The 14,056-nt window shown below is 68.1% G+C and carries 14 protein-coding genes; 10 read left to right on the top strand and 4 right to left on the bottom strand.

What is annotated here, in order from left to right; all coding sequences use genetic code 11:
* Positions 1-299 (top strand): ATP-binding cassette domain-containing protein (locus tag MFF42_RS07920; RefSeq protein ID WP_238255251.1); only part of this gene is annotated, 299 nt, incomplete at its 5' end.
* A gap of 78 nt (positions 300-377) precedes the next feature.
* Here the strand turns inward: MFF42_RS07920 and MFF42_RS07915 are convergent.
* Positions 378-728, bottom strand: a complete 351-nt coding sequence (locus tag MFF42_RS07915) for a hypothetical protein (RefSeq protein ID WP_238255250.1) — start codon at positions 726-728, stop codon at positions 378-380.
* A 342-nt stretch (positions 729-1,070) separates the two neighbouring features.
* A complete protein-coding gene (locus MFF42_RS07910) occupies positions 1,071-1,349 on the bottom strand; it encodes a hypothetical protein (RefSeq protein WP_238255249.1) in 279 nt (92 codons plus the stop codon).
* 476 nt (positions 1,350-1,825) lie between these two features.
* Here MFF42_RS07910 and MFF42_RS07905 point away from each other — a divergent pair, with 476 nt between their 5' ends.
* On the top strand, positions 1,826-2,578 hold the full coding sequence (locus MFF42_RS07905) for a Crp/Fnr family transcriptional regulator (protein WP_238255248.1): 753 nt from the start codon (positions 1,826-1,828) through the stop codon (positions 2,576-2,578).
* 6 nt (positions 2,579-2,584) lie between these two features.
* Here MFF42_RS07905 and MFF42_RS07900 read toward each other — a convergent pair whose 3' ends face one another.
* The gene (locus tag MFF42_RS07900; protein ID WP_238255247.1) at positions 2,585-2,911 is read right to left on the bottom strand and encodes a c-type cytochrome; all 327 of its coding nucleotides are present in this window, start codon (positions 2,909-2,911) and stop codon (positions 2,585-2,587) included.
* The gene (locus tag MFF42_RS07895) at positions 2,911-3,723 is read right to left on the bottom strand and encodes a universal stress protein (RefSeq protein WP_238255246.1); all 813 of its coding nucleotides are present in this window, start codon (positions 3,721-3,723) and stop codon (positions 2,911-2,913) included. Before MFF42_RS07895 ends, MFF42_RS07900 begins: the two co-directional genes overlap by 1 nt.
* Positions 3,724-4,689: 966 nt before the next feature.
* On the opposite strand from MFF42_RS07895, the gene MFF42_RS07890 reads away from it, so the two are divergent.
* The 8 genes from MFF42_RS07890 to MFF42_RS07855 form a co-directional block, all read left to right on the top strand.
* Entirely contained in the window at positions 4,690-6,033 is a 1,344-nt protein-coding gene (locus MFF42_RS07890; RefSeq protein ID WP_238255245.1) for an exopolysaccharide biosynthesis polyprenyl glycosylphosphotransferase, read from the top strand.
* A gap of 13 nt (positions 6,034-6,046) precedes the next feature.
* Positions 6,047-6,904 (top strand): WecB/TagA/CpsF family glycosyltransferase, encoded by an 858-nt coding sequence (locus MFF42_RS07885; protein ID WP_238255244.1) that lies wholly within the window; start codon positions 6,047-6,049, stop codon positions 6,902-6,904.
* Positions 6,905-7,072: 168 nt separating this feature from the next.
* A complete protein-coding gene (locus MFF42_RS07880; RefSeq protein WP_238255243.1) occupies positions 7,073-9,220 on the top strand; it encodes a polysaccharide biosynthesis tyrosine autokinase in 2,148 nt (715 codons plus the stop codon).
* Between the two features lie 19 nt (positions 9,221-9,239).
* Entirely contained in the window at positions 9,240-10,268 is a 1,029-nt protein-coding gene (locus MFF42_RS07875) for a glycosyltransferase family 2 protein (RefSeq protein ID WP_238255242.1), read from the top strand.
* The gene (locus tag MFF42_RS07870; protein WP_238255241.1) at positions 10,258-11,232 is read left to right on the top strand and encodes a glycosyltransferase; all 975 of its coding nucleotides are present in this window, start codon (positions 10,258-10,260) and stop codon (positions 11,230-11,232) included. Before MFF42_RS07875 ends, MFF42_RS07870 begins: the two co-directional genes overlap by 11 nt.
* Before the next feature lie 133 nt (positions 11,233-11,365).
* Entirely contained in the window at positions 11,366-12,562 is a 1,197-nt protein-coding gene (locus MFF42_RS07865) for a hypothetical protein (protein WP_238255240.1), read from the top strand.
* Between the two features lie 40 nt (positions 12,563-12,602).
* Positions 12,603-13,613, top strand: coding sequence for an NAD-dependent epimerase (locus tag MFF42_RS07860; protein WP_238255252.1), 1,011 nt, complete (start codon positions 12,603-12,605; stop codon positions 13,611-13,613).
* A gap of 110 nt (positions 13,614-13,723) precedes the next feature.
* On the top strand, positions 13,724-14,056 hold a 333-nt coding region (locus tag MFF42_RS07855; protein ID WP_373875155.1), incomplete at its 3' end, for a 2-dehydropantoate 2-reductase N-terminal domain-containing protein.

The following is a 14,056-nucleotide window of genomic DNA, read 5'->3' as shown; positions in this document are numbered from 1 at the left end:
CGGCGCTGGAGGCGGTCGAACTCGAGGCCCGCATCCGCGCCGCCGGCGGCCTCGATGCCTGGATCGCCGAGGGCAGCCTCTCCCTCGGGGAGGCGCAGCGCCTCAACCTCGCCCGCGCGTGGCTGAGCCCGGCCCCCGTCATCCTGCTCGACGAGCCCGCGGAGCATCTCGGCGACGATCAGGCCGCGCGCATTCTCCGGCGCCTGCTCGCGCGCTGGCACGACCGTTTGGTCGTGCTGACGAGCCACCGCCCGGATCTCCGGCTTCCCGCGGGCCGGGTCTCGCTCGGGTTGGATTGAGGGCGTCGATCCGGGCGCGGCGACCGGCCTCGTCGAGGGCGATCGAAAGTCCGTGCCGTCCGCCCGGCGCGCGTCGGATCAGGAATCCGGGTTGTTCGCTTCACCGGGCAGGCGGCTGTTCTTGCTGCCCCAGCTCTTGCCGTCCCATGCGAATCGGTGCCGATCCGCCAGGGCGGCGTCCTGATCGGCCTTCCGGTCGTTGACGGCATCGAGAAGCAGGCTCGACGCCACGAAGCAGGCGCTGACGACGATCAAGTAGAGCAGCGCATAGAAGGCGGCAAATAGAACGCTCTCACCCGCCGCGACTTTTGCCGAGACGGCGACGACGAAGAACACGGAGTTGATGATCGCGATCAGGCGCCAGCTCGGATAGAACGCGAGCGCGAAGCCCATCGCGACGGAGATCACCAGAAGCACGAACCCGCTCATCGACCCTCTCCACCCACGCGAGGTTTCGTGCCTCCCAGCGTTCGCATCGATGCGATATTCACGGCAAGAAATCGCGCAATCGATCGAGTTTTTCGCTGCAATGCAGCAAAACTTTCTGATTTTAGCCTCTCTCTACGACGAGGCCGCAGGTTAATCCGAGAATTTATCAAGCATATGGCGCGTCCTGTCCAGCCGGTTTTGGGACACGTCCTGCGCCGCATTGTCCGCCCTCGCGGGCCGGCCGATCGGGTGGCGTCGGGCCGGCGTCTCCGGCTCCTTCGACGCGCCCGTCGACGAATCGGGTGTCGCTTCGCCAAGGATGCGCGCCCGATGCCCTGGCCGTTACGCCAGCCGCTGCTGAACCGGGAGGCCGAGATCCGGCTGCGCCGTGACGGCCCTGAGCCGTGCCACGTTTAGATCCGCGAGACGGTCGAGATCGAGGCGCAGCGCGGCCGATTGGATGAAGGCCTGCGCCAGATCGGCCGGCAGTTTGGTGCGGGTGACGCCGTCGCTGCAGCGACGCCGCGGCCAACCCCGCATCCGAATGAGGCCGCGCGCCTCGTCGGCCGAGCAGGCACAGAGCTGCCCAACCTCGGAATAGCTTGCCCAGATATCAGCCATCGTATGCTCCGGTCTTTCGTGAAGCCTATCGCGAAAGCTGAAATATCCCCTTAACGCTCTGCCGAGCGGCTCTGTACTGTCCGGAGGCTGTCGGTTCGCGGTGACCCGCCGGGAACCGGCGTCGGCGACGCCCGCCGCCGGCCGCTCCGGGCGGGACCGGCCTTCGAATCGGGGGGGGCGGATCGGAGGCGTCCTTGATCGGCCCCGAGATCGACCGTGCCGCTGCTTCAGAGTTTCCGTCGCCGAATACGGAGGAAACCTTTCAGGTCATCGATCGCGATCAAGTTCGGTGGAAACAATAGAATCGGAAACCCGGATGAAGAAGAGGCTGTCCGAACGGAGGACTAGGCCTCAACCACCGCAACGCCTTGGCCTGATCGTGCTTCACCATCGGCGCGATCCGGTTTCGACTTTCCAAGCGGCGCAGGCACAGGCTATTGAGTCGAAGGGAGCGGGCCGCGGACGGGAGGTTTCCGATGCAGAGCTCTGTCGAGAGCGCCGGTGTCGAGCCGATGTCGGACGGGCACGCCTGCGCGCACGACCGTTCGGAGGGCGGCTGCGCCGCGTGCAAGGTCCGCCTCGTCAGCGTCTGCGCCGCCCTGACGCGCGAGGAACTCGCCGATCTGGAGGCGCTGAGCCAGCCCGTCCATCTCGACCCGCGCCGGGCCCTGTTCCAGCAGGACGACCGCGCCGGCGCCGTCTACAACGTCACCGAGGGGGCCTTGCGCCTGTCGCGGCTCCTGCCGGACGGGCGCCGGCAGGTGATGGGCTTCGCCCTGGTCGGCGACTTCCTCGGACTGGCTCTCCCCGAGCGCTTCACCGTCACCGCCGAGGCGCTGGTGCCGACGGCGCTCTGCCGGTTCGAGCGGCGCGGCTTCGCCGCCCTCGTCGCGCGGACGCCGCACCTTCTCCAGCGCCTCTACGAGCGGGCCGGCCATGAACTGACGCTGGCACAGGATCACATGATGCTGCTCGGCCGCCGCACCGCCGAGGAGAAGGTGGCGAGCTTCCTCCTCGGCCTGCGCGCGCGCTACGGCCGCATCGGGCACGAGTCCGTCACCGTCGAACTGCCGATGGGCCGGCAGGACATCGCCGACCATCTCGGCCTCACCATCGAGACGGTGAGCCGGATGCTGACCCGGCTCGACCGGGAGAAGGCGATCCTGATCGTGCCCGGCGGGGTGCGCCTGCTGGACATTCCCCGGCTCGAACAGCTCGCGGCGAACTGAGGCGCCTCACCGTTCGAGGCTCCGGAGATAGGCGATCAGGGCCTGGGCCTCGTCGGGATCGAGCCGGAATTCCGGCATCGCCGGGTGGCCCGTGGTGATGCCCTCGGCCAGCGCCTCGGCCAGGTCCGTGACGGGATAGCGGCGGTGCAGGTCGCGGAAGGGCGGCGCCTCCGCCAGGGGGCTCGCGCCGACGCGCCCGATCGCGTGGCAGCCGGCGCAGTTCGTCCGCGCGATGGTCTCGCCGCGCCGGGCGCGGGCATCGAGGGCCGCGGCCGCGACCGGCAGGAGGGGCAGCAGCAGGGCGGTGATCCGGAGGAGGCTCGCAACGCGCATCAGTGGCACATCAGGCAGGGGAGGGGGCTGCGGTGCAGCATCTCGCGGGTGACGCCGCCGAACAGCCACTCGCGCAGGCGCGTGCGACCGTAGGCGCCCATCACGATCAGGTCGGCCTCCTGTTTCAGGGCGAAGCGCAGGAGCTCGTCGCCGTCGCTCACGGCGGTGCGCAGCAGGTGCGTCGTCACCGACGCGCCGTGACGGGCGAGGTGGCCGGCGACCTCCTCCGCACCCTCGTTGCGGGCGCCCTCGCCGGTGCTGACGACGAAGACCTGATCCGCCTCCCGGATGAAGGGGAGCGCGGCCGAGACCGCCCGGCGCGCTTCCGGGCCGTCCTTCCAGGCCACGACGATCCGGGTACCGCGGAGGCGCCCGGTGCGCGGGGGCACCACGAGGACCGGGCGGGCGGCCTCCATCAGCACGGGGCCGGGCGAAACGCCGAGGGTGCCGGGCGGGGCGTCGTCGGGACCGCGGCGTCCCACCACGAGGAGGTCGGCCGCCCGCGCCCGCGCGACGAGATCGGTGGTCGGGCTGGCCAGAGCCGCGTGCCAGTCGCGGCGCAGCGGGGCGTCGGCGGCGCGGTCGAACACGGCCCGCGCCTGTTCGAGCCGCGCGCGCGCCGTCTCCTCGTAGCGCGGCTCCTCGTCGTCGATCTCGCCGATGTCGCGCACGTAGTCCGGTGCCGGCACCTTGCAGGCAGCTGCCCCGGTGAGGGTCGCCTCGAAGCGCCGGGCGAGGCCGGCCGCGAGCCGGATGCGGTCGGGGGCGGTCCCGTCGAGATCGACCGAGACCAGGATGTTCGCGTACGCCATTCTCGCCTCCCGGGGCCTCCCCCCTCCGCTCGACGGCACCATCCTCGGTGCCGCCCGGAACGGGTGCCTTGATCCAGCGCAAGGCGGCGGAAGGGCGCGCAGCGGTCCCGCTCGCGCGTCGCCGGCACGGGTGTCGTGCGATCAGAACGCGACCATGCGGGTCTTCGCCCGCTCCCCTGCCGTGACGGAGCGGGCCGTCACAGTCGATGGCGGAGCGGCGGCAGTCGTTCGGTGCGCGGGTGCGCCGCGAAGTCGGACATGACGGCGTCGATTCGAGTGCATCGCCGGCCGCCGAGATGCTTTGCTGTATATCGATCAATCAAAAGTTGATCGGGGCGCCGCGATTTCAAATCTGCGCGCGCGCGATGTCGGGATCAGCGATTCGGTTGCGGTCGTTTCGTTAAAAAATTGCTTCACCCAAGCGACCGGCATAGCCGTGAGCGTTTAACGTTTGATGCATTCGGTAATCACTGGTTGATCAGGGCATCACGCAGGGCAACTCCTGCGAGACATAAAGCATTCGATGTGCCGGCAAAGCGTACTTTCGAATGAAAATCGGGCTGAGATTGCATAAAATTTGGCCGAGGGTGGGGTTTACAATCAACCCCGAATGGTTAGAAAAAAGTTAAACGCCAGCATGACCCGATAAAAAAATCCAACACGTGAAATCGTGGATTAAAACCAGAATATTACTGTCTAAGATCCTTCATGCATTAATATTCCTATCGGTCGATTTCGCTGCGATCAAAAAAGACAACTAAAAACCTCAAAAACAATTCATGGGTAGGAAACGACCATTCGAGTCGGGCATTCCGTTCGCCAGCGTCGAGGGGAGTAACTTTTGGCATGTCTAAAATCACCCTCAACTTGCCAAGACTCGCGTTAGAAAAGCCTGATTCGACAGTATCCGCGAAAAACATCCAGCCGATCGAGAAGATCCTTCTGGCGTATGGCGCGTACGAGGCGGTGGCTAGCCTGGCTATCGGCGCCTCCGTCAACTTCGCCTACGCCTACATCATGCTCGGCTGGGCGCAGAACGGGGGCGAGCTGCTGGCCGCGGCCTGGATCGCGTCGGCGACCATCGTCGTCTGGAGCGTCGCCCGCGGTCACTACCAGCAGATCGCGACCCGCTCGACGGCGGCCGTGACGTGGTCCGGCCTGACGGCCTGCCTGCGGGCCTTCGCCGTCCTGATCACGGTGATCTTCGTCGCCAAGCTGTCGGACGACGTCTCCCGCGGCGCCCTCATCTGCCAGTTCCTGGCGGTGACCGCCCTGACGATGCTCTCCCGCACCGTCTTCTGCCTGCGTCTGCGCCGCTGGATCGCCGAGGGGCGGGTCATCACCGGCCGGATGCTGATCGTCGGCGACAGCGCTCGGGTCGTGTCGATGATCACCGAGCACAAGTTCTGCGACAAGCTGCGCGCCGACGGCAAGAAGATCGTCAGGATCCTGGCGTGGAACTTCGTCGATGACCGGGAGTCCGAGAAGCATCTGATCGACGACGTTCTCGGGGCCTGCCGCGAGAACAGCATCGACACCGTCGTGGTGGTGCCGACCGCCCGGCAGAGCGACCTCACCGAGCGGGTCACGGCGGCCCTGTCGGAGACGCCGGCGACGGTGCACCTGCTTCCGTTCACCGTCCTCGGCGGTCCGGCGCCGGGCTCGGCCCAGATCGGCGGCCAGGCATCGATCGCCGTCGCGAACGCGCCGTTGAACGCCCTCGGCAAGGTCATGAAGCGCGTGGTCGATGTCGCCATCGCCTCGGCGATGCTGCTCGCCCTGCTCCCGCTGATGCTGTCGGTCGCGGCGGCGATCAAGCTCGACTCCCGCGGGCCGGTCTTCTTCCGGCAGAACCGGCACGGCTACGGCAACCGGCACATCCGCGTGTTCAAGTTCCGCTCCATGCGGGTGATGGAGGACGGCGCCGCGTTCCGTCAGGCCACGCGCAACGATGCCCGGATCACCCGGGTCGGGCGCTTCATCCGGCGGACCAACCTCGACGAGCTGCCCCAGCTCCTGAACGTGCTGATCGGCGACATGTCGCTCGTCGGGCCGCGGCCCCACCCGATCGCCCTGAACGACACGTTCGCCGCCCGCATCCGGCTGTTCCACCGCCGCCACAACATCATGCCCGGCATCACGGGATGGGCGCAGGTCAACGGCTTCCGCGGCGAGACCGACACGGACGACAAGATGCGCAAGAGGGTCGAGCACGACCTCTGGTACATCGACAACTGGTCGATCGGCCTGGATCTGCGCATCCTGATCCTGACCCTGTTCTCCTCCGTCGCCTACCGAAACGCCGGCTGATCGGGAGAGCATCATGTCTCAGACAACGCTCGACCGGGCGGCCAGCAAGCCGCCCGAACTCCGGATGCTGGGCTATCGCTTCCATCCGCTGCGCAAGGCCGAGTTGCTCGACTTCCTGTTCGCCGATCGCACGTCCGGCCAACAGGTCGTGCTGGCGGGTGCGAACCTGCACGGCCTCTACATGTACGAACGCGTGCCCGAGTACCGGGCCCTGCTGTCGCGGCCCGAGGTCAAGGTCATCGTCGACGGCATGCCGGTGATCTGGCTGCTGCGCCTGTTCGGCAAGCCCGTGGTGCCGCAGCAGCGCACCACCTGGGCGGACTGGTTCGAGGATGCCCTGGAGCGCGCCGGCCGCGAGGGCCGCCGGGTCTTCGTCCTCGGCCACACCCAGGCCGTCCTCGACACCGGCCTGGAGGAGGCGAGGCGGCGCTGGCCGGACCTCGCGATCGAGGGTCGGAACGGCTTCTTCGATCTCGACGACCCCGAAGCCTGCCGCGCGGTGCTCGACGACATCCGGACGAGCCGGCCGGATCTTCTCGTCGTCGGGATGAGCATGCCGCGGCAGGAGATCTTCGTCGAACGCTACCTCGCCGAGATCGATGTGCCCGTCGTCGGCCTGGGCGGCGCCGCCTTCGCCTACTTCGCCGGCGATCAGGTCACGCCGCCGCGCTGGCTCGGCTGGCTCGGGTTCGAGTGGGCCTACCGCCTGTTCAAGGACCCCCGTCGCCTGGCGGCGCGCTACCTCGTGGAGCCGTTCGGCCTCGCCTGGGTGCTCGGCGGGCGCCTGCTCCGCGAGCGGCGGCGGAAGGGCGGACGGCGGCCCCCGGTGGAGGCCGTCAGCCGGACGGGCGGTTCCTACCGCTCCGACTAGCGCGCTTTCCGACGACGTGGCGGCCGGTTCGGCGAGGAAAGCGCGGCAAGGCAAGGATCTGAAGACGCCGGTCTGATCGGCGAGCATCGTGTCGGACGGACAGCGTGCAGGGGGCGTAGCGTGAAAATCGATCACCGGGACTTCTCGAATTCGTGGGCGATCGATCCGATGTCGTCGCCGACGGAGATCCTGCTGCAGGCCAAGGCGGCGGTGATGCGCCACCGCGTGCTGATCGCGGGCACCACCGCGGTCTTCCTCGCCCTCGCCGTCGTCTACCTCCTGCTGACGCCGAAGCAGTATCTCGCCACCGCGGAGATGGTCATCGATCCGCGCAAATCGACCGAGTACCAGCAGCAGGGGAGCGGCGGGCTGGTGACGCCGGTCGACAGCGCCGTCGTCGAGAGCCAGGGCGAGATCCTGAAGTCCGAGAACGTCGCCAAGGCGGTGATCAAGACGTTCGACCTCGTGAACGATCCGGCCTTCAACGAGCCGAGCGGCCCGATCGGTCTCATCAAGAGCGCGCTCCAGCTGGTCCTGCCCGCCTCGGTGCCGACGGATTACGAGCGCGAGCGCCGGACGATCGAGGCGTTCCAGGACCGCCTCTACGTCAAGCGCGTCGGCGTCACCTACGTGTTCGAGATCAGCTTCCTCTCGCCCGATCCGGAGCAGGCGGCCAAGATCGCCAACGCCGTGGCGGAAGCCTACGTCTCCGACGACCTCGAAGCGAAGTACAGCGCGCGCCGCCGCGCCGCCGCCTGGATGCAGGACCGCATCAAGGAACTCGGCAAGCAGGCGACCGAGGCGGAGCAGGCCGTCGTCGCCTTCAAGAGCAAGCACAACATCGTCAACACCGGCGGCCGCCTGCTGGACGAGCAGCAGATCGCCGAGATCACCTCGCAGCTCTCGCTGGCGCGGGCGGCGACCAACGAGGCGAAGGCCAAGCTCGACCGGATCGGGCAGGTGACCTCTGGGAGCAAGCTCGACCTCTCGGTCGCGGACGCGCTCCACAACGAGGTCATCGTCAAGCTGCGCGACACCTATCTCGACATGACCAAGCGCGAGGCGGATCTCACCTCGCGCCTGGGCCGCGACCACGAGGCGCCGCGCCGCCTGCGCGCCGACATGCAGAACGTGCGCGCCTCGATCTTCGACGAGCTGAAGCGGATCGGCGAGGGCTACCGCAGCGACTACCAGATCGCACAGGCCCGCGCGGAAGGGCTGACCAACGACCTCGCCCGCACCGTCGAGCGCAGCAACGAGACCAACAGCGCGCAGGTCCACGCGCGGGAGCTGGAGAGCAACGCCCAGAGCCTGCGGGCGGTCTACGACAGCTTCCTCCAGCGCTACGCCGAGTCGGTCCAGCAGCAATCCTTCCCCCTGACCGAGACGCGGGTCGTGACCAGCGCGTCGCCGCCCCTGAAGAAGAGCCAGCCGAAATCCCTGCTGACGCTGCTGGGCGCCCTGATCGCGGGCTCCTGCCTCGGCTTCGGCATCGGCTGGATGCGCGACATCACGGACAGCAGCCTGCGCACCGGCGCACAGGCCGAGGAGGCGGCGGACGTCCTGCACCTCGCCAGCATCCCCAAGGTCGCCGGCCGTCCCAACCCGCAGGAGATGCTGGCGGAGGTCGTCAACCGGCCCCTGTCGGGCTTCGCCGAATCGATCCGCGAGCTGCGCATGATCGTGGAGGCACGGCGCACCGAGCAGAACCTGAAGACGATCGGCTTCACCTCGGCGGTTCCGGGCGAGGGAAAATCGACCATCGCCGCCAACCTCGCCCGGCTGATGGCGCGGGCCCGCGGCCGCGTCCTCCTCATCGACGGCGACCTGCGCAACCCGTCCCTGTCGCGCGCCCTGGTGCCGGGAGCGACCCGCGGGCTCCTCGAAGTCCTGCTCGGCGAGGCCGATCCCGACGAGGTCACCCAGACCGACGCCGCGACGGGGCTGCGCATCATGCCGGCGCCCAACGGGCGCGACCGGTCCGACATCAGCGACCTGCTCTCCTCCATGACCATGGCCGGGCTGATGGAGAGCCTGAAGTCGCGCTACGACGTGATCGTGATCGACCTGCCGCCCGTCCTCTCCGTCATCGACGCGAAGGCCGCCGCCGGGCTGTTCGACGGCTGCATCTTCGTGGCGCAGTGGGGGGCGACGCCCTCCGAGGCGGTCACGGAGGCCGTGCAGGGGGCCGGCCGTCTGCGCGAGCGCTTGATCGGCATCGTGCTCAACATGGTCGATGTCCGCTCCATGGGCCGGCACCGGGGCCAGGGCTACGGCCAGTACCGGCGGGCCCACGCCCTGCAGCGCGTCGCGTAACCGGAGGGCGGACCCGGCCATGGACGCGTCCTCGCTCGATCGGGCACCGAGCCCCGCCCCCGGCGGCCTCGCCGGACCGGCCCCGCAATCGGCTGTCCCCGCGGTCGCCCCCGCGGCCGTCCCCGCGGTGGTCGTCGCGGTGCCGACCTATCGCCGCCGCGCGGGCCTGACCCGGCTCCTCGAGCGTCTGGCGGGCATCCGCCACCCGATCGCGATCATCGTCGCCGACAACGACACCCGGGAGGACGGCGCCGCGGACGGGCTCGCCGTCGTCGCCGGGCTGCAGCGGACCGGCTACCCGCACCCGATCGAGGCGATCGCCGTGACGGAGCGCGGCATCGCCCAGGTGCGCAACGCCCTGGTCGCCCGCGCGATCGCAAGGCCGGAGACCCGCTTCATCGCCATGATCGACGACGACGAGTGGCCCGAGCCGAACTGGATCGAGGCCCTCCTCGCGGTCCAGGCCCGGTGCGGGGCCCACGTCGTCGGCGGGCCGGTGCGGCGCGCCTTCGAAGTCCCCGTGGCGGATTACCTGGCGGACGCCAACAACTACGCTCCGGGCACGCGCCGGAGCGGCCCCACGGACCTCGTCGACGCGACGAGCAACGTCCTGCTCGATGCCGAGCTCTTCCGCGGGATGGCGCCGCCCTGGTTCGACCCGTCCTTCGCCCTGACCGGAGGCGAGGACAAGGATCTGATGATCGGGCTGAAGCTCGACGGCAAGCGCTTCGCCTGGGCCGACGAGGCCTGCGTCAACGAGGAGATGCCGGCGAGCCGGTGCAGCCAGACCTGGGCGATCCAGCGCGCCTTCAGCACCGGCAATTCCGACATGCTGGTCAACATCAAGCGCCGCCCGCCCGGCTTCACCGTCCTGCGCGAGAGCGTCAAGATCGTCGGGGCACTGGCCGTCGCGCTCCTGAACCTCGCGCTGTTCTGGAACCAGGCCCGCCTGTTCGAGGGCCAGCGGCTCGCCGCCCGCGTCGGCGGCAAGATCGCGGCGCTGCTCGGCCATCGCCACCTCGAATACAAGACGATCCATGGCCGCTAGCATGCCGCGCGCGCCGTCCCATCCCGGTCCGGACCGTTCCGGTCCGACCTCCGCCGTCAGCGTGATCATCGCCGTGCGGAACGGCCTGCCCTTCGTCACCGAGGCCGTCGCGAGCGCCCTCGCCCAGGTCGGGCCGGACGGCGCGGCCGTGCTCGACGCGGTGATCGTCGTCGATGACGGATCGACCGACGGCACCCTGGACGAACTCGCGCGCATCGAGGATCCGCGCCTGACGCTGATGCGCAATCCCGGCCGCGGCGTCTCGGCGGCGCGCAATGCCGGCATCGCCGCGAGCCGCTCGCCCTGGCTGCTCTTCCTCGACGCGGACGATCGCCTGGTCCCGGACGCGCTGTCCGCCCTCCTCGCCGAGGCCCGGCCCGGACTCGTCGCCGTCTACGGCGACTACGAGCGCATCGACCGCGACGGGCACGCCTTCGGCCGCCGCCGCTTCCTGCATCGCCATCGCGCCAAGCCGAGCGGCGACGTCCTGACCGCGCTGCTCGCCGGCAACTTCCTGATCAACGGCGGCGTCGTGATCTGCGCCCGCGACGCCTGCCAGCGCGCGAACGGGTTCGATCCGGCGCTGGCGCTCTGCGAGGACTGGCACTTCTGGTGCCGCCTCGCGGCCCTGGGGCCGTTCGCGCATGTGCGTCGGCGCGTCATGGATTACCGCGTCCATCAGACGAGCGTCATGATGCACAAGCAGCGTCGTTTCTCGGATTTCGAGCCGGCCTTCGAGACGATCTTCGCCGATCCTCTCATCACCGGCCGTATTCCCGGAGCAGCGCTCCAGGATCTTCGCCGCCGCGGCCAGGTCAGCCTGCTGACCTACTGCGCACAACAGGCCGTCAGGAGCCGCGCAATGGATGAGGCATGCACGCTGACGCTGGCGGCCATCGGCCGTCGTCCGGGCCGGGCCCCCTGGGTCATGGCCCGCGTCGCCGGCGCCATGGCCGGATTGTAGCGCTCCGATGATCCCGCAGCCCCGCCCCCTTGCCCGCACGCACCCGGACGCCGTGATCGAGCCGCGGCCCGCTTCCGGAAGAGGACGCCGCAACGCCGCGATGGTCGAACACAGGGACGCGAACCGCTTGCCGATGTCCAAGATCGTTCAGGTCGCATCCGTCAGCCTGGACGAAGGCGCCCCGCTCCTGCGCGAGCCGTCGCGTCCGGCCGCCTACCGCGACGAGACCTTCGAGGCACGGTTCGACCGTCACACGCTCGTCTACGACGCGATCCGTTCGCCGGAGACGGGGCAGGTCCGCATCGTCGCGCCCGCGCTCCTCAACCTTCTCCCCGAGATCCAGAGCGGACACTTCCGTCAGGCCGGCGCCGAGGACGACATCCCCTTCTCGGTGCGCTCGCTCGACCGTCAGACGCAGATCCTTCTCGAAGGCCCGGCGAACAGCCGGCATCTGACGCTCGATTGCAGCCTGGGCCGCTTCCCGATCAAGCCCAACGACGAGCAGTTCGACCTGTTTCGCGATCAGCGCGTCGTGTTCACGCTCTCGAAGAACAACCGCCTCGAATGGATCGCGGATTGGGTCCGCTTCTACAGGGACGTGCACGGCGCCACCGCGGTCCTGATCTTCGACAACGCATCGACCGCCTACACCGCGCAGCAGCTCCTGGAGACGATCGCGGCGATCGAGGGGATCAAGGTGGCCGTGGTCGTCGAGTGGCCGTTCCGGCACGGGCCGCCCGGGATCGGAAGCTATCAGTACTGGGATTCCAACTTCTCCCAGCTCGGCGCCTTCGAGGTCGCGCGGTGGCGTTTCCTCGGAAAGGCCCGCAGCGTGCTGAACTGCGACATCGACGAACTCGTGGTCTCGCGGAGCGGCGCCTCGATCTTCGCGGCGGTCGAGCGCAGCCTGACGGGCGTCGTCTCGTTCTTCGGCGACTGGGTCGTCGGCCTCGACGACATCACGCCGACCCCGGACGGCACCGCGCCCATACGCTTCCGCGACTTCACGCATGTCGTGACGCCGAAGCGCGGCTTCCGGCACGGCATCATCCCCTACTCGCCGACGCGGTGCCGGCCGAAATGGGCACTGGTGCCGTCGCGCTGCCCGGCGGGCGCCCAGTGGCACATCCACACCATCGCGAAGTGGTTGCCGGCCCGCGTCGTCGGGCGCCGGTTCCAGTTCCGGCACTTCCGCGAGATCAACTTCAACTGGAAGTACGATCGGCTCGGCCGTGAACGCTTCGATCCCGAGCGCTTCCACGTCGATCCGCTCATGCAGGCCGCGTTTGCCCGGGTGAAATGGGCAGATCGAAGCGGCGAGCGGAGCTGAATCCGGTGGCGAGCCCTGAGAACGGCGGATGGGATCGACAATGAAGCCAATCTTGGTCACGGGAGCCGCGGGCTTCATCGGGTATCACGTCGCGAGGCGCTATCTCGATGAGGGTCTCGAGGTCGTGGGATTGGACAATCTCAACGACTACTACGATCCGGCGCTGAAGCAGGCCCGTCTCGACAGGCTCGCCGACTACGGCAACTTCACCTTCGTGAAGGCGGATCTCGCCGATCGCGAAGCGACGTCGCGGCTGTTTGAGACCCGAAGATTCCCGCTCGTCGTTCATCTCGCTGCGCAGGCCGGCGTGCGGTACTCGCTGCAGAACCCCCACGCCTACACGCGCAGCAATGTCGACGGCTTCCTGAACATCCTGGAGGGCTGCCGGCACGCCGGTTGCGAGCACCTGCTCTACGCATCGTCCAGTTCGGTCTACGGTGCGCTCGCGAAGATCCCTTTCACGGTGCACGACAACGTCGACCATCCCGTCAGCCTCTACGCGGCGACGAAGAAATCGAACGAGCTGTTCGCTCACACCTACAGTCATGTCTACGGGCTGCGCACCACCGGCCTGCGCTTCTTCACCGTCTACGGCCCATGGTATCGGCCGGACATGGCTTTGTTCTTGTTCACGCGCGCCATCCTCGCCGGCGAGCCGATCAAGGTCTTCAACAACGGCGAGATGCAGCGCGATTTCACCTATATCGACGACATCGTCGAGGGCGTGAAGCGGATCGGTGCGCATCTGCCGCAGCCGAACCCGCTCTGGGATCCCCGGCAGCCGGATCCCGGGACGAGCCGCGCCCCGTACCGGCTGTACAACATCGGCAACAATCAGCCGGTGCAACTGATGCGCCTCATCGAAGTGCTGGAAGATTGTCTCGGCAAGAAGGCGGTCAAGGAGATGCTGCCGATGCAGCCCGGCGACGTTCCAATGACCTATGCCGATGTCGATGACCTTGCACAGGCCGTCGATTTCCGGCCGCACACGCCGATCGAGGAAGGCGTGGAAAAGTTCGTGCGCTGGTACCGGGCTTTCTACCGAATGTGAACGCAGGTCATATTTAAAATTTCGGATTTTGTTAAAGGATACTGTAAGGTCGTGGCCGAAATTGTTCGGTCTGGTCTGATGAAGATGCCGCGGAAGGCTCGGAGGTCTCGATGAAGATTGCGATGATTGGCTCGGGCTATGTCGGCCTGGTGTCGGGTGCCTGCCTTGCCGATTTCGGCCACGAGGTCGTCTGCATCGACAAGGATCCCGAAAAGATCGCCGCCCTCAACGAGGGCCGCATGCCGATCTACGAGCCCGGCCTCGATACCCTCGTCGCCGAAAACGTCCGCCAGAAGCGGCTCGGCTTCTCCACCGACCTCAAGCCCGCCGTCGCACAGGCCCAGGCCGTGTTCATCGCCGTCGGCACGCCGTCCCGCCGCGGCGACGGCTTCGCCGACCTCTCCTACGTCTACGCCGCGGCCAGAGAGATCGCCGAGGCGCTC

Source organism: Methylorubrum podarium, from assembly GCF_022179745.1.
In the GTDB taxonomy this organism is placed as follows: Bacteria; Pseudomonadota; Alphaproteobacteria; order Rhizobiales; family Beijerinckiaceae; genus Methylobacterium; species Methylobacterium podarium.
This window is presented reverse-complemented; position numbering and strand designations above follow the sequence as displayed.

What these genes read in the sequence shown, in the direction of transcription:
- MFF42_RS07905 (WP_238255248.1), top strand. Translation starts at nt 1,826, where the DNA reads ATGCAGAGCTCTGTCGAGAGCGCCGGTGTCGAGCCGATGTCGGACGGG.
- MFF42_RS07895 (WP_238255246.1), bottom strand. Translation starts at nt 3,723, where the DNA reads ATGGCGTACGCGAACATCCTGGTCTCGGTCGATCTCGACGGGACCGCC.
- MFF42_RS07860 (WP_238255252.1), top strand. Translation starts at nt 12,603, where the DNA reads ATGAAGCCAATCTTGGTCACGGGAGCCGCGGGCTTCATCGGGTATCAC.
- MFF42_RS07910 (WP_238255249.1), bottom strand. Translation starts at nt 1,349, where the DNA reads ATGGCTGATATCTGGGCAAGCTATTCCGAGGTTGGGCAGCTCTGTGCC.
- MFF42_RS07875 (WP_238255242.1), top strand. Translation starts at nt 9,240, where the DNA reads ATGGACGCGTCCTCGCTCGATCGGGCACCGAGCCCCGCCCCCGGCGGC.
- MFF42_RS07880 (WP_238255243.1), top strand. Translation starts at nt 7,073, where the DNA reads ATGTCGTCGCCGACGGAGATCCTGCTGCAGGCCAAGGCGGCGGTGATG.
- MFF42_RS07870 (WP_238255241.1), top strand. Translation starts at nt 10,258, where the DNA reads ATGGCCGCTAGCATGCCGCGCGCGCCGTCCCATCCCGGTCCGGACCGT.
- MFF42_RS07885 (WP_238255244.1), top strand. Translation starts at nt 6,047, where the DNA reads ATGTCTCAGACAACGCTCGACCGGGCGGCCAGCAAGCCGCCCGAACTC.
- MFF42_RS07915 (WP_238255250.1), bottom strand. Translation starts at nt 728, where the DNA reads ATGAGCGGGTTCGTGCTTCTGGTGATCTCCGTCGCGATGGGCTTCGCG.
- MFF42_RS07900 (WP_238255247.1), bottom strand. Translation starts at nt 2,911, where the DNA reads ATGCGCGTTGCGAGCCTCCTCCGGATCACCGCCCTGCTGCTGCCCCTC.
- MFF42_RS07865 (WP_238255240.1), top strand. Translation starts at nt 11,366, where the DNA reads ATGTCCAAGATCGTTCAGGTCGCATCCGTCAGCCTGGACGAAGGCGCC.